This is a genomic window from Larkinella bovis (genome assembly GCF_042655385.1).
GTDB classification, from domain to species: domain Bacteria; phylum Bacteroidota; class Bacteroidia; order Cytophagales; family Spirosomataceae; genus Larkinella; species Larkinella bovis.
The window spans coordinates 250538-269897 of sequence record NZ_JBHSMA010000003.1; the positions used below are offsets into that span (position 1 = coordinate 250538).

Here is a 19360-nt window from a genome sequence, read left to right on the forward strand (position 1 = left end):
GAGTACGGTTTACAGTGGGCTGACGCATCTATTATGCCATCCTGCGGAGCAACCGTAAACCAAAAACCGTATACCCCATAACTACATGAGTGGATTACTCGATCAACGATTCAAATCCGGCGAGGGGGGCGTGTTGCTGACCACCGCCGAAGACCTCCTGAACTGGGCGCGGCTGTCGTCGCTATGGCCGATGGGCTTCGGGCTGGCCTGCTGCGCCATCGAAATGATGCAGACCTTCGCGTCGGGCTATGACCTGGAACGGTTCGGGATTTTTCCGCGTCCTTCGCCCCGGCAGTCGGACGTGATGATTGTTTCGGGAACCGTTACGTTTAAAATGGCCGACCGCATCCGGCGGTTATACGAACAGATGCCGGAGCCACGTTATGTCATTTCGATGGGTTCCTGCTCCAACTGCGGAGGCCCCTACTGGCAGCATGGCTATCACGTGGTGAAGGGCGTCGATCGGATCATTCCGGTGGATGTCTACGTGCCGGGCTGTCCTCCGCGCCCCGAAGCCCTGATTGGCGGTTTTCTGAAATTGCAGGAAAAAATCCGCAATACCCGGCTTACCGACGAACCGGCTCCCACGGCCCTGCTGGCGCTGGAAGCGGCTGAAACCGCCACGGCAGACGAAGCCGTGGCCTGAAACAAGGCCGGTTTCCAACCCATGAACGCAAGCTGGGGTCCTTACTAATCAAACCCAACAAAACGAGATGAAGACGATCCTGATCACCCTGATGACTATATTTGGTCTGGCCATGTGCCGCGAGAACGACGATCCGACCGGTCCGGAGCTCCGCAATGATGCGATGCTGTACGCCAATGGGCTGGCCTACGACGGTTGCGAACACCATGTGGCCTTGAACTGGAACGATCCGAACAAAGTAATTCGCTACGCCCCCGATGCCGAATCGGTCGGTCTGGTGGAGAGTTTTCTGGGCAATGAGCCGCAGAAGCAGGGAAACATCATTTATAAATTTACGGGCCATAAGCGAACCGTCCAGTGCGGCTGGGGGTCGAAATTTGAAGCCGACGAGATTACGATTGTCTCGATTCGCTAACGTACGGAATGACTTTTTCTGAAATCACCGATCTGCTCGTCGCCCGGTTTGGGCCTGACGTTATACTGCAAACCAACACCACCAATCCGCAGCCTTTTCTGGTTATCCGGACCGACGCGGTTGCGGAGGTATGCGGTTTTCTGCGCGACGATGATCGGTTATTTTTCGATTTTCTGGCCTGCATGACCGGCATCGACAACGGCCCGCAGGCGGCCACGATGGAGGTGGTGTATAACCTGACGTCCATTCCGTACGAACACAATCTGACGCTGAAAGTGGTGGTGCCGCGCAACGCGGAAGGTGAGCCCTTGCCGGTGGTGCCGACGGTTTCTGCCATCTGGCGGACCGCCGACTGGCACGAGCGCGAAATCTACGATCTGGTTGGCGTCCGGTTCGCGAATCACCCGGATCTGCGCCGGATTCTGCTGCCGACCGACTGGGAAGGCCACCCGCTGCGGAAAGATTACCGGGATATGGAAACCTACCACGGCATCCGGGTGAAGTAGTTCGCCGACTCGGTATCATTTGGTATAATGCAGCAGGCCCGTTAACTTGTGCCTTTTTCCGAGTAGACCTGAGCCATTGTTTCCATGCCAACGCTGCGTTGTGTCACCATGCCGGTTTTCTGCCTTCTTTTGATCCTGTTTTGCGGTCAACAGCCGGAGGCTTTCGGCCAGTCGAAAGCCGATTCGGTGACGGTGCAAGGGCGCATCAAAAACCTGACGGTTCAACTCTACCGCCAAAGTCCCAACGTCACGATTTCGCGGAACAATATCCTGCAGGCCAGCCGTGAAATGGCCCGTCCGGCTCCGCTCGAACCCGATGGTTCGTTCCGGGTGACGCTGCCGCTGGTCTATCCCTACGAAGAACTCTATTTCAATTTTGGTCAGATTTCAACGGCTTTTCTGGCGTCGGCTGGCACCGTTGAGATTGCGCTCGACGCCGATTCCCTCTTTTTGTCCGAAGCGCCGTTTCGCTTTAGCGGCACCAATGGGCAGGTAAACAATCAACTGACGCGTTACAAGGCGTTTGAGTTTAAGAATAAACCGAAAATCGATAACCGGGTGCTTTCCCGACGGCTGTATGGGCGCTCGGCGGAAGACAGCCGGAAGATTCTGACGAACGAGTTTATGGCTACGTACGAGAAATACCGCCAGACTCACGAGGTGTTGCCATTACTGGATCAATATTTGAGGTCGACTGTTCAGTACGAAGTTGCGGTTTTCCTGTACGACAAAGCGCTGGCGGAGCAGGATACCCGCCTAGAGAGCAATGTGTCGAGCGAGAAATTACGTCCCGCCGACGATCTGTTCCTGACGGTTCAGCGGGCAACGGCTATGGAGCGGTTTTCGACCTACGCCGGTTCGCGCGTGACGGAGTTGTCATTGACAGGTTCGGGGCGCGGAATTCCGGTGGCCACCTTTGCGCGGCTGGTTGATCGCTATGTATCGGACCTGTCGGAAACGGAACGCGCGCGGATCGATGAACTAAAAACCGGCCGCGCCGGGGCCAACCGCGACATGCCGATGTTACAGCGGATTTTACAGCGCCATGAGGACAAGCTGACCAAGTTGTTGACCTACGAAACGACCATGGCGCAATACCGCAAAACCGTGGACAGCACTGGTCTGGATTACCTGAAAGCGCAGTTTCTGGCGATGAATCTTTCCAGCATCGAACTGAAAAATCAGGAGTTGCTGTACCAGCACATTCAGCCGCAGGTGGGCGACAACCATTACCAGCTTTCGCTGGAGGAACTCTACCGGCTGGAGGTAAAGGACAGCGCAACCGTCCGGGAAGTGGCCGCGAAGTTCGGCGACCAGTCGCTGAACGAGCCCGTGGAAGTATTGCCGGAGGTTACGCTGTTGCGGGCGTCCCAATACGGCAAGGAACTTGTCGACCAGATTCGGAAACAGGCTCAGGGGCGATTGGTTTACCTGCTGGCCTGGTCGACGGACGTGGAACCTTCGCGGCAGGAAGCCCTGGCCGCCCGGGCGTTGCAGGAGCGGGTAGGCAGCCGGGATGTGTTGTTTGCCTACGTGTGCGGTAACGAAACGTCCCTGGTGCATTGGCGGGAGTGGGTGGCCAAAAACAAGCCGAAAGGGCTGCACGTCTATGTCGAAAGCGACCAGCTGGGCAGTTTGTTAGGCCAGCTCCGGACCGAATTCGTTCCGGCGGCCGGGCTGGTGGGGCGCGATGGGAAATTTGTGAAGCGGAACGCACCCCTGCCATCCAAACTCGACGACGTTTTGAAACTTCTTCGGGAAAATTTGTGAGCTTTGTCGGATCGATTGTGGCTGTGAAAGGCCAAAGCGGAATCGAAGGCTGATTCGTTGCCTATTGATCGACAACCGAGATACATCTCTATTACTATACATTAATGTTATCCCCTTTCTTTTTTTCAGTGCGAACGTACCGATTCGCCCTGCTGCTATTGCTTGGTGTTATCCTAACAACCTTTTATCGTAGAACTGCCCATTTTGATGATGCCTGGTTTGCCGAACAGTCGTACTGGCTGGTACGGGATGGCCTGGTGCGGTCGGAATTGTTTCATGGCTACAATGGGTGGGGTGACCAGATATACGTCTTCCACAAACTCTTTATTTATACGGGAGCCTTATTTATGCATATAGCGGGCTTCTCGTTAGCGGCCAGTAAACTGCTGACGATTCTGTGCGGTAGCGTAACAGGCTGGTTACTCTGGCGTTACGGTCGTAGAAACCCGCCCGAGCAGCAGTGGCTAAGCCTACTGTTTTATTTTGGCTGCGGTACCATCATTCGGTATTTCTGTGTGAATCGCCCGGAGATGATGTGTATGATGCTGGGGTTTGCTTCTTATTGTGCGCTTGATTCTTCGTCCGATGAAAAGCCAGCACCGAAGGTGGTTCTGGCGGGCGTATTCGCGGGTTTAGCGGCACTGACCCACTTGAATGGCTTAATCTATCTGGCGGCTGGAGCGGGTTGGTTATTGGTACGAACGGGCTGGCGCCCGACGATCACGTTCAGTATCGTAGGAGGACTGACGTTCAGTTTCTACGGCCTGGATGCTTTTGTCGATGGAAATATCGATAAGATGATCGTTCAGTTTCTGAACGATCCGGCCACCCAATCCGGTTTTAACGTGCTGGATAAAGCCATGGTGATGCTCAACTACCATCAATTGTTTTTTCATAGCATCCATGAAGTCCCTCTGAGTGCGTTAGCCGTAATAAGCCTGTTGCTGATCAGACGCCGACTTTATCGATGGGAGCCCGTAAGCATCTACTTTACGTTCCTTTTTAGTAGTTTCTGGTTGTTATCGAAAAGCAATTTTGATTTTTATTATATTCTTTTTGTACCCTGGTTATCGCTTTTAACGGCCGGTTATTTAGTCAACTATAAAACCTATGCCAGGCTAAGGCAGAAACGGATTTTAAAAGTATCACTAGTCGGTTATTACCTTTTTGCCCTTGTTAGTACGTCGTTCGTGCTGCATGAGAATTATACGAAACCGTACGTTGAAGCCTATAATGAAGAACTGGCCCGCTATATGCCGCAGCGGCAGGCAAAAGTTTTGGCGCCGATTAGTTTTTTCTTTGGACAGGCCGACCGTTATCAGATTCAGGGCCTTACATCTTATTTTTTTTATGAAGAACGAGGGGAGAAGATTCCCTTATCTTCTTTTTTCGAACAGGCCAGCCGCAAAGGTATTCAGTATATAATTAGTGATCGGTTGAACGAAATGAGCTACCATATTCCGTTAAATGCACCGGCCAAAATAGGGGCGTTTAAACGTATTTATCAAGATAAGTTTTCGTGTATCTACTCTCGCCAGCATTCTTCTCACAGGACCCATTGAATAAAGGTCGTCCGGAAAGTAGGTTCCGGACGACTATCAGGGAATCTGCCGGAGCTTCGTCAATTTAACCGGTACCCCGGCCAGTCGCACGTTCGGCGGGGGCGCAAACTCGTCGGCGTTGAACACCACCTTCGTGCCGGTTTTTCGGACAGTTTCGGGGAGGTTGCAGGGGAAATACCGGGTGCTGTCACTGGTCAGAATATAAAGCCAGGTGCTGGTTTGCGATGTTTCGGCTTCATTGATCACGATCCCCGGTACTTGGCGCAGTTCGGCGGCCTTTTTCCATTCCGCATACGACGGGCAATCGTTGCTGACCGCCACTTCGTTTTCCCAGGGAGCGGTCTGGCAGGCAGCTAAAAGCAATAATAATCCAAACGTCTTCATAACTCTGCGGGCGGTTTTTCTAGTAAGACGCCGAAACGGGGCAAAAGGTTGGGAGGAATGAGGGAATAGTGAATGCCTTACGCGGTCAGTCCATCCGCCCCAAAGCCAAATTTCGAAAGACGATCCAGGTTTATTCCAGCCAAACGCTTGTTTACGCCATTTACTGGTTCATCTCTGGATAAGAACTCGCTGCGCGTAGACTACCTTGGTTTCCGTGCCATCGTACAATCCTATTGTCACGTTGGATAGATTCTGACGTCAAAAATCGTATCAAACATTCGCTTAAAATAATGTATGAGCCATTTTAGCGGTCCATAAAATCATGGATCGCTCATCTCACCTAAGAAGAATTAGTACGCCTTAAATTCTCAATATCATCCAGATCCTTTTGCCTTCCTGTGACTTGCTTGTCCTGGATCAAATCGTCTAGGCTGATAAACACGATATCGATATCTTCGGATTTAAACGATTGCCGCCTTTCGTAGGCTTGCCAAAATCTCAGCGGAGTTTTTAGTTTTGGCAGAAGGTCAAGCGTGTATTCTTCAAATTCAAACCTCAGGAAGGGGGTAAGGTCTATCACTTCTGCATTTCTATGCTCGGATACATCTTTTCCGAGTTGTTCCACGGCCTTGAGCAACCGGGCATGATTTTCGGGGGTAGTTCTGTACCAAAAATCTAAATCGGCCTTCGCTGCCGGCTGCCCATTTTTGCCAATTGTCGGTCTTATATAGCCGTGAAGGGCAACAGCGGTGCCGCCTACGATCAGGTAGTCAACCGCATTTTCATTGAATGTCCTGCAAACGTTGCGGATGGTACTAAGATAATCCATGGACAGCGGCCTTGCCTACGGATGAATTGTTAGCTGAGGATTTTGACTGGAGATATTCGTTTCGTAGAACCGTCATGGCTTCAGCAAATCGCGCATAACGCTCAGCCGCCACGGCAGGGTCTTGCGCTACCGCTGTTGAACTGTTTTTCAGTTCGTCGAAGCTGTTATATCGTGTTTGTTCGGTCATGACAAAAAGTGCCTTTCTTTACTTGATAACAATGAAAGATATGAATCTAGTACAAAAAGTCAAAGGGAATCGTTCAAGTCTTTGACTGTTAATGCGTTTGAGGGAATGGAGTGTGCACAATGTACCAAGATTTTTCCTGATTTTGGAAATTTTTAAAATACCGGCAACCCTTGAGGGGGACCTGCCTCCGTCATTTGGTGCATCCATTGAATTATTTCGTAATTTCGATGGTTCTCAAGGAACTACTTATGGAGAGAATGATGGAAAGACCCCTGACCGACTGGTTGCCGCTGACGAAACAGGAAGTGGAGAAACGCGGCTGGGACGAAGTGGATATTGTGCTGGTGTCCGGGGATGCGTACGTGGATCATCCGGCGTTTGGCACCGCCGTGATCGGCCGGATCATGGAGAGCGAAGGGTTTCGGGTGGCCATTATTGCCCAACCGAACTGGAAAGACGATTTGCGCGATTTTAAAAAATTTGGCAAACCGAAATATTTCTTTGGCGTCACGGCAGGCTGTATGGATTCGATGGTGAACCATTACACCGCCAACAAACGCCTGCGCTCCAACGACTCCTACACGCCCGGTGGCGAAGCCGGTTTCCGGCCCGATTACGCAACGATTGTTTACACCAAAATCCTGAAACAACTGTTTCCCGATGTGCCGGTTTTGCTCGGCGGCATCGAGGCTTCGTTGCGCCGGGTCACGCATTACGACTACTGGCAGGACCGGCTCATGCCGTCCATTCTGGTCGATTCCGGGGCCGATATGCTGGTCTACGGGATGGGCGAGCAGCCCCTGCGCGAAATCCTGAAACTGGTACAGAAAGGCGTGCCGTTTTCGTCGATGCGCAACATCAATCAGGTGTCTTTTCTGCACGATAACCGCACCGAACTGCGGGATTACAACAACTGGAATACCGTGTCGCTGGCGAGCCATGAGGAATGCCTGGAAGATAAAATCAAGTATGCGGCCAACTTCAAGATCGTGGAGGTAGAGTCGAATAAGTGGCAGGCGAACCGGATTACGCAGCAGGTTGGCGACCAGGTGCTGGTGATCAACCCGCCGTTCAAGACGATGGAGGAAGCCGAAATTGATAAATCGTTTGATCTGCCATACACGCGACTGCCGCACCCGAAATACAAAAAACGGGGACCGATTCCGGCCTACGAAATGATTAAGTTCTCGGTCAACATGCACCGGGGCTGTTTCGGGGGGTGTAGTTTCTGCACCATTTCGGCGCACCAGGGCAAGTTCATTGCGTCGCGAAGCGAAAAATCGGTCTTGAAAGAGGTCGACGAAATCACGAAACACCCGGAGTTCAAGGGCTATATTTCGGATCTGGGCGGCCCGTCGGCGAATATGTACCAGATGAAAGGCAAGGATGAATCGATCTGCGCCCGCTGCCAGAGCCCGAGTTGCATTCACCCGGTGATCTGCTCGAACCTCGATACCTCGCACAAACCGCTGACTGAACTCTACCGCAAGGTGGATGCCGACCCCCGGATCAAAAAAGCGTTTGTCGGTTCGGGCGTGCGCTACGACCTGCTGGTTGATGATTTCAACAAAAACAACCAGGACGGCAACCACGACGAATACATGGAGCAACTGATTACGCGCCACGTGTCGGGCCGGTTGAAGGTGGCACCCGAGCATACGTCGGACGATACGCTGCGGATCATGCGCAAACCGTCGTTTAAATACTTCAAGACATTCAAGCAGAAGTATGACCTGATTCAGCAGAAGCACAATCTGAATCAACCGCTGATTCCATACTTTATTTCGTCGCACCCCGGTTGCGAGGAACAGGATATGGCCAACCTGGCCGCCGAAACCAAGGACCTCGGTTTTCAGCTCGAACAGGTGCAGGATTTCACGCCCACGCCGATGACGGTGGCCGAAGTCATTTATTACTCCGGGGTGCATCCGTATACGCTGAAACCCGTCAAAACCGCTAAAACCCGGGACGAGAAGCAGGCGCAAAACCGCTACTTTTTCTGGTACAAACCGGAATACAAGGACTGGATTCGAAACCGCCTGACCAAGCTCAATCGCCCGGATTTGCTCGAGCGACTGCTGGGGAGCCAGAAGAAAGGAACGACCGGAAAACCGCATTTCTCGGGGAAATATTCCGGCAAGAAGAAACGGTAAGCGAAAAAATACATACCAAACGTCCCGACCAGCTTTCAAAAACCGGTCGGGACGTTTGGTGTTCAGGGGTTAATACAAAGCCAGCCGCTTTTTTCATTCTCATAGGTTGAACCTACTCAGGCAAGGCGGGTAATAAACGCGCCCCGCTCGGGGCCAGCGCCCACGACTGAAATACAGATTTCGTCGCCCGTTTGGGCTGCCCCGCTGGTCATATCGTCGTGCAGCAGCTTCACCGTGCTGGTGGCAACCAGGTTGCCGTACGTCTCCACGTTAACCCCAAACTTGGACCGGGGAATGGCGCAGGATTCCATCAGGTGATTCAAAAAACCGTTGGTCAGCACGGGGCTGGCCTGGTGCGTATAAATCTTCCGGACCTCGGTCAGGTAATTGGGGCGGTTTTGGAGCAGCGTCTGATGATTCAGCAGCATGCCTTTCATGTAGTATTCCTTCACGCGGTCGCCGGCCATTCCGAAACAGGAAAGCTCCTCGGAGTTCTCCTGACCCGGCGGATTCAGGGCACCACCGCCCATGTAATGAATCAGGGGATCGTCAAAACCGCCTTCAGCGCCGAACGCCAGCGAATCGCGGGAATAAAAGGCCAGCCCACCCCGGTACCCGGTTTTGCGCAGTAAAACCGCCGACGCGCCGTCCGAGAAAAGAGCCGACGACATCCACAGCGACCGTCCCAGCGGATGCACCGGATTCTGTTTGTAAAGCGGGGTCTGGGTGTAAAGGCTGCTCAGGCTGTAGGCAACAATCAGAATATTTTCGGCCGCCAGTTGCGTCGCCAGTTGCATGGCGCGGGCCATTCCGGCGCAGCCCGCACCCAATTGCAGCGGGACGACCGAATCCGGAATTTGTAAACTTTTCAGAAAATAAAAGGCATCCTGATCGAGGAGCACCTGGTAGGGCGAACAGGTGACCACCAGAACCGCATCGACCTGGCGGGCCGAAACCTGGGCGTTGGCCAGCGCTTCCCGGGCCACCTGCGTAACGACTTCCTGATTCTGGAACACCTCCGGCGCCCAGCTTTTCGACCGCACCCCCAGCACTTTTTCGACCATGGGGCCATCCAGAAATTTAGAAGGGTCTTTTCGGTCGGGAATCTGGAACGATTCCGCCCAGTCGGCAATGGGTGTGGGGTCGGCGACGTAACTACTCAAACCGGCAATAGCCAGTTGAACCGTCCGAACCGGCGGTTGAGAAGGCAAGGATGACATTAGTACGTTGTTTATGTTCGCCGTGAAAATAGTCACGGACCCGCGTCCTGTTCAGCCCCTTTATGCCAACCGTTTGATAGCTTATGTGAATACCCTGAAATCGGATTTGAAAAGTTTGATGGGGAACAGGGCTTCAACACGGTCGTAGCCCCTGGCCGGTTTTGGGGTTAATTTGGGCCTGGAGCCGGGGCCGAAAACCGGGTGCACGAGAAACGCCCGGTTTGAAACCGCCCCTAAAAAAGCCCCGCCCGGTTTGAAACCGGGCGGGGCCGCTGTACTATTGAAAACGAGGAATTAACCCAGTTTCACTTTCAGGTTCTGGTCCAGGGCTTCCAGGAAGTCCTCGGTGTTGAGGTAATGCTCACCCGCCACCAGTTTCGTGCCCGCCGGGAATGCCGACAGTGCCAGGTCCTTCGTCATTTTGCCACTTTCCACGGTTTCGATACAAACCGCTTCCAGCGCGTTGCAGAAGTCGATCAGAGGCTGGTTGCCATCCAGTTTACCCCGGAATGCCAGACCACGCGTCCAGGCAAAAATCGAGGCAATCGGGTTGGTCGAAGTCGGGTTACCTTTCTGGTGTTCGCGGTAGTGGCGCGTTACCGTACCGTGGGCCGCTTCGGCTTCCATCGTTTTGCCATCGGGCGTAACGAGTACCGACGTCATCAGGCCTAGGGAACCAAAACCCTGCGCCACGGTATCCGACTGAACGTCACCGTCGTAGTTTTTACACGCCCAGACAAAGTTGCCTTCCCATTTCAGGGCCGAGGCCACCATGTCGTCGATCAGGCGGTGTTCGTAATGAACGCCCTTCGCCTTGAACTCGTTTTCGTAAATTTCCTGGAAAATATCCTTGAAACGACCGTCGTATTTCTTCAGAATCGTGTTTTTGGTCGACAGGTACAACGGCCAGCCTTTTTGCAGCGCCATGTTGAAACAGGCCTGCGCAAACCCGCGGATCGACTCGTCGACGTTGTACATGCCCATCGCGACACCCGGGCCTTTGAACTGGTATACTTCGTATTCCTGAACGGTTCCGTCTTCGCCTTCGAACTTCATCGTCAGCTTGCCTTTGCCCGGCACCAAGAAATCCGTTGCTCGGTACTGGTCACCGAACGCGTGACGACCCACGATGATCGGGGCCGACCAGTTCGTTACCAGACGCGGCACGTTGTTGATCACGATCGGCTCGCGGAAAACCGTACCATCCAGAATGTTCCGGATCGTACCATTCGGCGATTTCCACATCTGTTTCAGGTTGAATTCTTTCACGCGATCTTCGTCCGGAGTGATGGTGGCGCATTTGATACCAACACCGTATTCTTTGATGGCGTTGGCAGCATCAATGGTCACCTGATCGTTGGTTTCGTCGCGGTATTCGACGCCCAGGTCATAGTATTTTATGTCAACGTCGATGTAAGGGAGGATCAGCTTGTCTTTGATAAACTTCCAGATAATGCGGGTCATTTCGTCGCCGTCCAGTTCGACCACCGGATTAGCTACTTTAATTTTCTCCATTTGTTAGATATCAATCAGTGAAACGATACAGGAAATCAGCCGCAAAGGTAATAATTCTGGCCGTAACGGGAAATGAAAGTTTACGAACTGATCGACAGGTATATATGCATTTATGCCGTATATTTAAGCAGTTTTATTGCCTCTTCATCAAATAAAATTTGGCTTTTCCATGAAAGACTTTACAAAAATCATTTTTGCGCTGCTGCTAACGCCTTCCTTACTGCTGGCGCAATCGAAAAAAGTGAAGGCTCCCGACAAGCTGGAGAAGCTCAAACAAGAAGCTGTCGCCGAAATTGACAAGCGGAAAGATCAGGCGCAGCAGATCAACGACATGCTGTTTAGCTTCTCCGAACTTGGTTTTCAGGAAGAAGAAACGTTCAACTATCTGACGACGCTGCTCGAAAAAGAAGGCTTCAAGGTCCAGAAAGGAATTGCGAATATGCCCACGGCCTGGATCGCCACCTGGGGCAGCGGCAAACCGGTCATTGCGATTGGTTCCGACGTGGATTGCATTCCGAAAGCCAGCCAGAAACCGGGTGTGGCCTACCACGATCCGCTGGTGGAGGGTGCCCCGGGCCACGGCGAGGGCCACAACTCCGGGCAGGCGCTGAACATCGTGGCCGCGCTGACGGTGAAGCAGATCATGGAGCGTGAAAAACTGTCGGGTACGCTGATGCTCTGGCCGGGCGTAGCCGAAGAACTGGTCGGCGCGAAGGCGTTTTACGTCCGCGACGGGTATTTCAAGGACGTCGATGCCTGCATTTTCACGCACGTCGGCAACAACCTTGGCGTCTCGCACGGCGATGCGGGCAACAACGGGCTGGTGTCGGTCAAGTTTACGTTTGAAGGACAGGCGGCCCATGCCGCCGGGGCGCCCTGGCGCGGCAAGAGTGCGCTGGATGCCGTTGAATTGATGAACATTGGCTGGAATTACCGGCGCGAACACCTCGAACTGACGCAGCGCTCGCACTACGTGATTCCCGACGGGGGCGACCAACCGAACGTGGTGCCGTCGAAAGCGTCGGTCTGGTATTATTTCCGGGAACGCTCGTACCCCAAAATCAAGAAACTGTATGAAACCGGGATCAAAATGGCCGAAGGAGCGGCTATCATGACGGATACGAAGTTTACCTACGAAATTCTTGGATCGGCCTGGCCGGGGCACTTCAACAAACCGATTGCCGAAGCGATGGACGCCAACATCCGGAAAGTCGGACTGCCGGTTTGGTCGGAAGAGGACCAGATGCTGGCGAAAGCGTCGCAGAAGGAGTTGCAGGCTCCAAAGGTGGAAGGGCTGGCAATGAAGCTGGACAGTATGAAAGCGCCCTCGGCCCCAACGGCGATGATGGGCGGTCAGATGATGACCTCGATGGGGGGCGGTTCCGATGACATTGCCGACATCTCGTGGTCGCTGCCGACGGTGGTGCTGCGGTATCCGTCGAACATTCCGGGCCTGCCGGGGCACCACTGGGCCAATGCCATTTCGATGGCGACGCCGATTGCGCACAAGGGCGTGGTGGCCGGTGCTAAAGCCGAAGCCATGACCCTGCTGGACATGCTGATGAAACCGGAAATCATCAAAAATGCCTGGGAATATTACACCAAAGAGCAAACGAAAGAGATCAAATACACCCCCTTGATTTCGCCGAAAGAGTATCCGGCGGTGTATCTGAACAAGGAGATCATGACCAAATTCAAACCGGAACTGAAGAAGTACTACTACGACCCGACGAAATACAAAACCTATCTGGAGCAACTGGGCATCAAATACCCAACCCTGCGCGACGACCAGCGGGCGGAGTTGATGAAAGACAAGGAACCGAAAGGGAAATAACGGTTTTATGAATGAACTCGACGTATTAGGCTATGCCCTGAACCAGTTTGCCGGAATGGACAAGGACGCGTTTGCCTTGTCCATTCCGTACTGGGAAAAAAAGCAGTACCGAAAAGGCGAGTTTTACAATGAATACAAAAACGTCTGTAAACACCTCGGCTTCATTCTGGATGGTGTTTTCCGCACTTATTACGTCAACGGCGAAACCGCCGAAGAGAAGAACGTTTTCTTCTTCTCCAAAAACCAGATGGTGGTTTCCTACAAGAGTTTTGTTAACCAGACGCCCTGCAATTACTACACGGAATCGATGGTGGATTCCACGATTCTGTACATTCACATCAACCACATCAGCCGGCTTTATCAGGAGTCCAAACAGTGGGAGCATTTCGGTCGGCTGGTGGCCGAACGGGCTTTCAACCTGGCAATGGAACGGGCCGAAGATTTCCTGTTTAAAACGCCCGAACAACGGTATCAGGAACTGATGGAGCAACACCCCGACCTGTATAACGCAATCCCACTCTACCATATTTCGTCCTATCTCGGCATTCAGGGACCGTCGCTGAGCCGGATTCGGAAACGGATGGCGGGCCGATGATGGCTACTGCTTTTTCACGTGTAAAATTTTATACGCTCTTCGCTTTTATTAACCTGGGTTAAACTTTTTGATTGCCGTCGTACGGACCTTTGTCTCGTTCAAGTCGCTGAACAACAGATAAAAACACAAACCTTTAAACGATACGATCATGAAAGCCAGTAGCACAAAAACCGTCCTCTTCGTCACCGGAGCCTTCGTTGTCAACACCAGTTGGAAAGAATGGCAGGCTTACTTTGAAAGCAAAGGGTACACCACCTACGCCCCGGCCTGGCCGTATAAAAACGGAACCGCAGCCGAACTCCGCAACCGCCAGCCGAACGATACCGATTTAGCCACCCTGACCTTAACGGAAGTGGTCGATCACTACGCCGATTTTGCCAAAAAATTACCCGAAAAACCGATTATCATCGGCCACTCACTGGGCGGTTTGATTACCCAGATTCTGATTAACCGGGGGCTGGGCGTGGCCGGGGTGGCCATTCACCCGGTGGCTCCGCAGGGCATTATTCCGTACGAATTCTCGTTTCTGAAAGCCGGTTGGAAAGTGCTCGGACTGTTTACCTCGCTGAAGAAAACCTACCTGATGTCGTTCAAAGACTGGCAGTACGCATTCGTGAACGGCATGTCGCTGGAAGACCAGAAAAAAGCGTACGAAGAAAACACCATTCCCGAATCGAAAACCGTCGCCCGGGGTGGGTTGACCGCTGCCGCCAAAGTGGATTTTGACAAACCGCACGCTCCGCTGCTGATCACGGCCGGTGACCAGGACACCATCATTCCCGCCCACCTGAATCGCCGGAATTACAACGCGTATAAGCAGAATGGTTCGGTGCTGGATTACAAAGAATTTCCGGGCCGCAACCACTTCGTGCTGGGCCAGCCGACCTGGAAAGAAGACGCCGATTACATTCTGGACTGGCTCGGTAAGCACTGAGCCAAACGTACAGTTCACAAAAAACCGGTTCAGGAAGCCCTGAACCGGTTTGTTTTATGAAACCCTGTTGCTAGTGGTGTTATTCGGTGGTGGTTGCTACCGGCTGCTCCGCCGGAATGACGCCCAGTTCGAGGCCGATTTTCGTAAAGGCGGCCACGGCTTTTTCCAGGTGCTTGGGTTCGTGGCCCGCCGAAATCTGCACCCGAATCCGGGCTTTGCCTTTGGGCACCACCGGGTAAAAGAAACCGATGACGTAAATGCCTTCTTCGAGCAGTTTGGCCGCAAATTCCTGCGCCAATGGCGCGTCATACAACATGATCGGAACAATGGGGTGTTCGCCCGGCAGAATATCAAAACCGGCTTTGGTCATGGCTTCCCGGAAATACCGCGTGTTGGCTTCCAGTTTGTCGCGCAGGGCGGTGGATGACTCCAGAATTTCCAGCACCTTCAGTGAGGCACCGACAATGGCCGGAGCCAGCGTGTTCGAGAACAGATAAGGCCGTGACCGTTGCCGCAGCAGATCCACAATCTCTTTCCGGGCCGCCGTAAAACCGCCCGACGCCCCGCCGAGGGCTTTGCCGTAGGTGCCGGTAATGATGTCGATCCGCCCGAACACATTCCGGTATTCCGGCGTTCCGCGACCGGTTTTACCCAGAAAACCGCTGGCGTGGCATTCGTCCACCATCACCATCGCGCCGTATTGATCGGCCAGATCGCAGATTTTATCGAGCTGGGCAATCGTGCCGTCCATCGAAAACGCGCCATCGGTCACGATCAGTTTGCGCCGACTGCCCGCAGCCGCCTGCAACTGGGCTTCCAGATCGGCCATGTCGTTGTGTTTGTAGCGGAACCGCCTGGCTTTGCACAACCGAATGCCGTCGATGATCGATGCGTGGTTCAGTTCGTCGGAAATAATGGCATCTTCTTCGTTCAGCAGCGGTTCGAAAACCCCGCCGTTGGCGTCGAAGGCAGCCGCGTACAGGATGCAATCCTCCGCTCCGACAAACTCGGCGGTCTTGCGTTCCAGTTCCTTGTGAATGTCCTGCGTGCCGCAGATAAACCGCACCGACGACATCCCAAAACCGTGGCTCTCGAGCGTCTCGTGCGCGGCTTTGATTACGTCCGGGTGCGACGACAGGCCGAGGTAGTTGTTGGCGCAGAAGTTCAGCACTTCACGTCCGCCGTGAATGGCGATCACCGATGATTGGGGCGAAACAATGATCCGTTCGGATTTGTACAAACCGGCTTCCCGGATCGAATCGAGTTCCTGCTGGAGTTCTTCTCTGATGGCGTACATACCGTTAATGCGTTGGAATGAGGGTGTGATAAATAGTCGAAAGCTGGGTGATCATTTCCTGCGTCATGTGCGGCAGGTCGTATTCCGGTTTCCAGCCCCAGTCCTGCCGGGCTACCGAATCGTCGATGGTTCGGGGCCAGGAATCGGCGATGGCCTGCCGGAAATCCGGTTTATACCGGACCACGAAGTCGGGGAAATACGTCTGGATGGACGCCGTCAGTTCGGCGGGCGTAAAACTCATGCCGGCCAGGTTATACGACGTCCGGACGCTGATCCGGTTTTCGGGTGCTTCCATCAATTCGAGGGTGGCCCGGAGCGCATCGTCCATGTACATCATCGGCAGCAGCGTGTCTTCGGCCAGAAAACAATCGAAGGGCTGGCCCTGAACGGCCGCGTGGAAAATGGCGACGGCGTAGTCGGTGGTGCCGCCCCCCGGCATCGACTGGTAGCTGATGATGCCCGGATACCGCAGCGAGCGCACATCCAGCCCGTAGCGTTTGTGGTAGTAGAGCGACCAGTTTTCGGCGGCTACCTTGCTGATGCCGTACACCGTAGCCGGGTCGAGCGACGCGGTTTGCGGGGTTTCGAACTTGGGCGCGTGTTCGCCAAAAGCCGCAATCGAACTCGGAATGAACACTTTCCGGACGTGGTGAAGGCGGGCCACTTCCAGCACGTTCAGCAGCGTCTGCATGTTCAGATTCCACGCCCAGATTGGATCACTTTCGCCCTTGGCCGAAAGAATGGCTGCCAGGTGGTAAATCTGGGTGACGCGGTAGCGACGAACCAGTTCGGCTAGCGCGTCGGCTTTCGTGGCATCCAGTAATTCAAATAGACCGGCCGGGTGTTCGGGTTGGCGCAGGTCCGCACCGATCACCGAATTCGTCCCGTAAAGGGCCTGAAGCCGGGGGAGAAGGGCTGTACCGATCTGGCCATTGGCCCCGATCACTAAAATGGTTTCGCGCTTCATTTTTTAGTCAGTTGAAGTGTAAGCTTAACAACGCTGATGCAAGAGTTGTTTTATGGTACAAATTTACCTCAACCGGCTATTTTTTTGTAGTTGTTTATTAAATCCGTTAATATTGTTGTATATGTGGTATTGCGTAGATAATATTTCTGATTGGGAATAAGTCTCCAAAACGGTTTTAGAAAAATTTTCGGCATGGAACAACTGGACGAAACGGACAAGAAGCTGCTGCGGCTTTTGCAGGAAGATGCGAAGCTGACCACAAAGGAGTTAGCGGCCCAACTGGGGTTAACGCTCTCGCCCATTTACGAACGGATCAAGCGGCTGGAAGGGCTCGGCTTTATTAAACAGTACGTGGCGGTTCTGGACAAAAATCTGCTGGGTCAACCCATCACGGCGTTTTGTCAGGTATCGATGCGCTACCACGACAAAGCGTTCATCGACAAGTTTGAGGAAGAAATCAAGAAGCTGGAAGAGGTGCAGGAATGCTACCACATGGCCGGACAGGTCGATTTTCTGCTGAAGATTCACGTCAGCAGTCTGGACGGTTATCACAACTTTGTGAAGTACAAACTGTCTGAGATCGAGAATATTGGCGTGCTAAACAGCACCTTTGTCCTGAAAGAAATCAAGCACAACCTGGGCTACGTCATTCATTGATTGCCGATGCGCGGCAGCGTCCAGTTGTAGCGGATGGCGCACAGGCGCAGAAGGGTGATGCTGGCGGCTGAAACCAGAAAATTGACATTGGGGTCGATCTCTAGGGTACGCCCCAGCACGTACAACAGCGCGCCGGCCAGGCAGGCCGTGGCATATACGTGTTTTTCGAAAATCAACGGAATATCATTCACCAGTGTATCGCGAATCACACCGCCAAACAACGCCGTCATCAACCCCATTAAAACGGCGGCCCAGTTATTGACCTCCAGACTCAACGCTTTTTGTAGTCCGAAGATGGTGTAAATGCCGATTCCGAGGGTATCGAAAAAAAGCAGGGGCCGGCGCAACTGATTAAACCACCAGCGCCGACCGACGATGGCGATGCCCACGCCCAGCATGATCACGATGATGTAATTCGGGTCCCGAATCCAGAAAATGGGATGAGCGCCCATAATGATATCGCGGGTCGTGCCGCCCCCGACCGCCGTGAGAAAGCCGATAAACGAGATCCCGAACAGATCGTGGTACATTTTTTTATTCAGCGCCGAAAGTGCCCCGGAAATGGCAAAGATGCTGGTGCCAACCAGGTCAATGAAATACCAGTTACTCATGCGTCAAAGGAAACACTTTTTCATCATTTCCGGCAAAATATGTCTATTTTCGTGATTTCCTAACCCTCTTTTGATGCTTCCCGCCATGCGCCGACTCCTGTTGCAGTTCACCGGTTTTCTACTTATTCTGTTGGCTTCAACCGGTGGAATCATTTTGACGAAAACCGCTACAGCGGAAACAACGGTTTTTCAGAATGGAGAAAACGGTTACCAGTGTTTCCGGATTCCGGCGATTGTAAAAGCTCCTGACGGTCATTTGCTGGCGTTTGCGGAAGCGCGGAAAACGGGTTGCAACGATTTTGGCGACATCGATCTGGTCATGCGAATGAGTACGGACAATGGCCAGACGTGGGGGCCGATGCGGGTGGTGGTGGATAACGGGGCGTTTCTGGCCGGAAATCCGGCTCCGGTTTTTGACCTGACCGACCGGGCGTTGGCGAAGGGACGGCTTTTTCTACTGTACAATACCAGCACGGTTTCGGAAAATGACATTCGGAAAGGGCTGGGCATTCGGGAGGTTTGGTACAAAACCAGCACCGATGGCGGCCAAACCTGGTCGGAAGCCGTCAACATCACAACGCAGGTAAACCGCCCGAACAAACCCGACATTAACCCGGCCTACACCTTTTCGGATGACTGGCGCTGGTATGCCAATACGCCGGGCCACGCCCTGCAACTTCAGAAAGGTCGTTACAAAGGCCGGATTTTTGTGGCCGCCAACCATACCGCCGGGCCGCTTCAACCGCGGTTTCAGGATGGCCGGGCGCACGGTTTTTATTCCGACGACCACGGGAAAACCTGGAAGCTGACGCCCGACGTAGCCTATCCCGGCAGTAACGAAAGTACAGCCGCCGAAACCTCGGATGGCCGTGTGCTGCTGAACAGCCGTAACCAGTCGGGGGACGTAAAAAATCGCCTGCTGTCGTTTTCAAAAACCGCCGGCGAACGCTGGGAGCCGGTGCGGGTGGCGACGGATCTACCCGATCCGGTTTGTCAGGGCAGCCTGATCGACTACCAGCCCCGCCGGGGCAAACGGGTGCTGTTGTTTTCGAACCTCAACCACCAGACCAGCCGCGAAAACCTGACCATCCGGGTCAGCACCGATGACGGCCAACGCTGGTCGGGGGGCAAAACGGTTTACAGCGGTCCGTCTGCTTATTCCGATCTGGTGATTCAGCAGGATGGGCAGATTGGGATTTTATACGAGAAAGACAAATACGCCAAGATTGTCTACCAATCGTTTTCGTACGACTGGCTGGTTAAGGAGTAGGATGCCAA

Annotated in this window: 18 protein-coding genes; 11 read left to right on the top strand and 7 right to left on the bottom strand. The window is 53.4% G+C overall.

Annotation, left to right across the window (positions count from 1 at the left end; all coding sequences use genetic code 11):
* Positions 1-85: 85 nt before the first annotated feature.
* The 5 genes from nuoB (at position 86) to ACFPMF_RS12270 (ending at position 4899) form a co-directional block, all read left to right on the top strand.
* Entirely contained in the window at positions 86-646 is a 561-nt protein-coding gene (nuoB, locus tag ACFPMF_RS12250; protein ID WP_379845085.1) for an NADH-quinone oxidoreductase subunit NuoB, read from the top strand.
* A gap of 67 nt (positions 647-713) precedes the next feature.
* Entirely contained in the window at positions 714-1061 is a 348-nt protein-coding gene (locus ACFPMF_RS12255; RefSeq protein ID WP_379845088.1) for a hypothetical protein, read from the top strand.
* Positions 1062-1069: 8 nt separating this feature from the next.
* On the top strand, positions 1070-1567 hold the full coding sequence (locus ACFPMF_RS12260) for an NADH-quinone oxidoreductase subunit C (protein WP_379845090.1): 498 nt from the start codon (positions 1070-1072) through the stop codon (positions 1565-1567).
* Between the two features lie 84 nt (positions 1568-1651).
* Positions 1652-3337 (top strand): TlpA family protein disulfide reductase, encoded by a 1686-nt coding sequence (locus tag ACFPMF_RS12265; protein WP_379845092.1) that lies wholly within the window; start codon positions 1652-1654, stop codon positions 3335-3337.
* A gap of 104 nt (positions 3338-3441) precedes the next feature.
* Positions 3442-4899 (top strand): ArnT family glycosyltransferase, encoded by a 1458-nt coding sequence (locus ACFPMF_RS12270; RefSeq protein WP_379845094.1) that lies wholly within the window; start codon positions 3442-3444, stop codon positions 4897-4899.
* Between the two features lie 36 nt (positions 4900-4935).
* Here the strand turns inward: ACFPMF_RS12270 and ACFPMF_RS12275 are convergent, their stop codons facing one another.
* Both ACFPMF_RS12275 and ACFPMF_RS12280 read right to left on the bottom strand, forming a co-directional pair.
* Positions 4936-5283 carry a hypothetical protein gene (locus ACFPMF_RS12275; protein ID WP_379845096.1) on the bottom strand — a complete coding sequence of 116 codons (348 nt, stop codon included), beginning with the start codon at positions 5281-5283 and terminating at the stop codon, positions 4936-4938.
* Between the two features lie 340 nt (positions 5284-5623).
* Positions 5624-6112 carry a hypothetical protein gene (locus tag ACFPMF_RS12280; RefSeq protein ID WP_379845098.1) on the bottom strand — a complete coding sequence of 163 codons (489 nt, stop codon included), beginning with the start codon at positions 6110-6112 and terminating at the stop codon, positions 5624-5626.
* Between the two features lie 444 nt (positions 6113-6556).
* Here ACFPMF_RS12280 and ACFPMF_RS12285 point away from each other — a divergent pair, with 444 nt between their 5' ends.
* On the top strand, positions 6557-8452 hold the full coding sequence (locus ACFPMF_RS12285; protein WP_379845100.1) for a YgiQ family radical SAM protein: 1896 nt from the start codon (positions 6557-6559) through the stop codon (positions 8450-8452).
* A gap of 116 nt (positions 8453-8568) precedes the next feature.
* On the opposite strand, the gene ACFPMF_RS12290 is transcribed toward ACFPMF_RS12285, so the two are convergent.
* Positions 8569-9672 (bottom strand): 3-oxoacyl-[acyl-carrier-protein] synthase III C-terminal domain-containing protein, encoded by a 1104-nt coding sequence (locus ACFPMF_RS12290; RefSeq protein ID WP_379845103.1) that lies wholly within the window; start codon positions 9670-9672, stop codon positions 8569-8571.
* Between the two features lie 294 nt (positions 9673-9966).
* A complete protein-coding gene (locus tag ACFPMF_RS12295) occupies positions 9967-11187 on the bottom strand; it encodes an NADP-dependent isocitrate dehydrogenase (protein WP_379845105.1) in 1221 nt (406 codons plus the stop codon).
* A 169-nt stretch (positions 11188-11356) separates the two neighbouring features.
* Here ACFPMF_RS12295 and ACFPMF_RS12300 point away from each other — a divergent pair, with 169 nt between their 5' ends.
* The 3 genes from ACFPMF_RS12300 (at position 11357) to ACFPMF_RS12310 (ending at position 14550) form a co-directional block, all read left to right on the top strand.
* Positions 11357-13021: an amidohydrolase gene (locus tag ACFPMF_RS12300; RefSeq protein WP_379845108.1), complete on the top strand. Its 1665-nt coding sequence runs from the start codon at positions 11357-11359 to the stop codon at positions 13019-13021.
* 7 nt (positions 13022-13028) lie between these two features.
* Positions 13029-13616, top strand: coding sequence for a Crp/Fnr family transcriptional regulator (locus ACFPMF_RS12305; RefSeq protein WP_379845110.1), 588 nt, complete (start codon positions 13029-13031; stop codon positions 13614-13616).
* A 148-nt stretch (positions 13617-13764) separates the two neighbouring features.
* A complete protein-coding gene (locus tag ACFPMF_RS12310; RefSeq protein ID WP_379845113.1) occupies positions 13765-14550 on the top strand; it encodes an alpha/beta hydrolase in 786 nt (261 codons plus the stop codon).
* A 79-nt stretch (positions 14551-14629) separates the two neighbouring features.
* On the opposite strand, the gene kbl is transcribed toward ACFPMF_RS12310, so the two are convergent.
* Both kbl and ACFPMF_RS12320 read right to left on the bottom strand, forming a co-directional pair.
* The gene (kbl, locus tag ACFPMF_RS12315; RefSeq protein ID WP_379845116.1) at positions 14630-15847 is read right to left on the bottom strand and encodes a glycine C-acetyltransferase; all 1218 of its coding nucleotides are present in this window, start codon (positions 15845-15847) and stop codon (positions 14630-14632) included.
* A gap of 4 nt (positions 15848-15851) precedes the next feature.
* Entirely contained in the window at positions 15852-16814 is a 963-nt protein-coding gene (locus tag ACFPMF_RS12320) for an NAD-dependent epimerase/dehydratase family protein (protein WP_379845118.1), read from the bottom strand.
* A 192-nt stretch (positions 16815-17006) separates the two neighbouring features.
* Between ACFPMF_RS12320 and ACFPMF_RS12325 the strand changes: the two genes are divergently transcribed.
* Positions 17007-17471 carry an Lrp/AsnC family transcriptional regulator gene (locus tag ACFPMF_RS12325; protein ID WP_379845121.1) on the top strand — a complete coding sequence of 155 codons (465 nt, stop codon included), beginning with the start codon at positions 17007-17009 and terminating at the stop codon, positions 17469-17471.
* Here ACFPMF_RS12325 and ACFPMF_RS12330 read toward each other — a convergent pair.
* On the bottom strand, positions 17465-18082 hold the full coding sequence (locus ACFPMF_RS12330) for a trimeric intracellular cation channel family protein (protein WP_379845124.1): 618 nt from the start codon (positions 18080-18082) through the stop codon (positions 17465-17467). The genes ACFPMF_RS12325 and ACFPMF_RS12330 overlap by 7 nt on opposite strands.
* An 85-nt stretch (positions 18083-18167) precedes the next feature.
* Between ACFPMF_RS12330 and ACFPMF_RS12335 the strand changes: the two genes are divergently transcribed.
* The gene (locus ACFPMF_RS12335; RefSeq protein WP_379845127.1) at positions 18168-19352 is read left to right on the top strand and encodes a sialidase family protein; all 1185 of its coding nucleotides are present in this window, start codon (positions 18168-18170) and stop codon (positions 19350-19352) included.
* Positions 19353-19360 lie beyond the last annotated feature (8 nt).

Coding starts and splice junctions, on each gene's coding strand:
- ACFPMF_RS12255 (WP_379845088.1), top strand. CDS start 714: ATGAAGACGATCCTGATCACCCTGATGACTATATTTGGTCTGGCCATG.
- ACFPMF_RS12280 (WP_379845098.1), bottom strand. CDS start 6,112: ATGGATTATCTTAGTACCATCCGCAACGTTTGCAGGACATTCAATGAA.
- ACFPMF_RS12265 (WP_379845092.1), top strand. CDS start 1,652: ATGCCAACGCTGCGTTGTGTCACCATGCCGGTTTTCTGCCTTCTTTTG.
- ACFPMF_RS12290 (WP_379845103.1), bottom strand. CDS start 9,672: ATGTCATCCTTGCCTTCTCAACCGCCGGTTCGGACGGTTCAACTGGCT.
- nuoB (WP_379845085.1), top strand. CDS start 86: ATGAGTGGATTACTCGATCAACGATTCAAATCCGGCGAGGGGGGCGTG.
- ACFPMF_RS12310 (WP_379845113.1), top strand. CDS start 13,765: ATGAAAGCCAGTAGCACAAAAACCGTCCTCTTCGTCACCGGAGCCTTC.
- ACFPMF_RS12330 (WP_379845124.1), bottom strand. CDS start 18,082: ATGAGTAACTGGTATTTCATTGACCTGGTTGGCACCAGCATCTTTGCC.
- ACFPMF_RS12285 (WP_379845100.1), top strand. CDS start 6,557: ATGATGGAAAGACCCCTGACCGACTGGTTGCCGCTGACGAAACAGGAA.
- ACFPMF_RS12320 (WP_379845118.1), bottom strand. CDS start 16,814: ATGAAGCGCGAAACCATTTTAGTGATCGGGGCCAATGGCCAGATCGGT.
- ACFPMF_RS12305 (WP_379845110.1), top strand. CDS start 13,029: ATGAATGAACTCGACGTATTAGGCTATGCCCTGAACCAGTTTGCCGGA.
- ACFPMF_RS12260 (WP_379845090.1), top strand. CDS start 1,070: ATGACTTTTTCTGAAATCACCGATCTGCTCGTCGCCCGGTTTGGGCCT.
- ACFPMF_RS12300 (WP_379845108.1), top strand. CDS start 11,357: ATGAAAGACTTTACAAAAATCATTTTTGCGCTGCTGCTAACGCCTTCC.
- ACFPMF_RS12335 (WP_379845127.1), top strand. CDS start 18,168: ATGCGCCGACTCCTGTTGCAGTTCACCGGTTTTCTACTTATTCTGTTG.
- kbl (WP_379845116.1), bottom strand. CDS start 15,847: ATGTACGCCATCAGAGAAGAACTCCAGCAGGAACTCGATTCGATCCGG.
- ACFPMF_RS12325 (WP_379845121.1), top strand. CDS start 17,007: ATGGAACAACTGGACGAAACGGACAAGAAGCTGCTGCGGCTTTTGCAG.
- ACFPMF_RS12295 (WP_379845105.1), bottom strand. CDS start 11,187: ATGGAGAAAATTAAAGTAGCTAATCCGGTGGTCGAACTGGACGGCGAC.
- ACFPMF_RS12275 (WP_379845096.1), bottom strand. CDS start 5,283: ATGAAGACGTTTGGATTATTATTGCTTTTAGCTGCCTGCCAGACCGCT.
- ACFPMF_RS12270 (WP_379845094.1), top strand. CDS start 3,442: ATGTTATCCCCTTTCTTTTTTTCAGTGCGAACGTACCGATTCGCCCTG.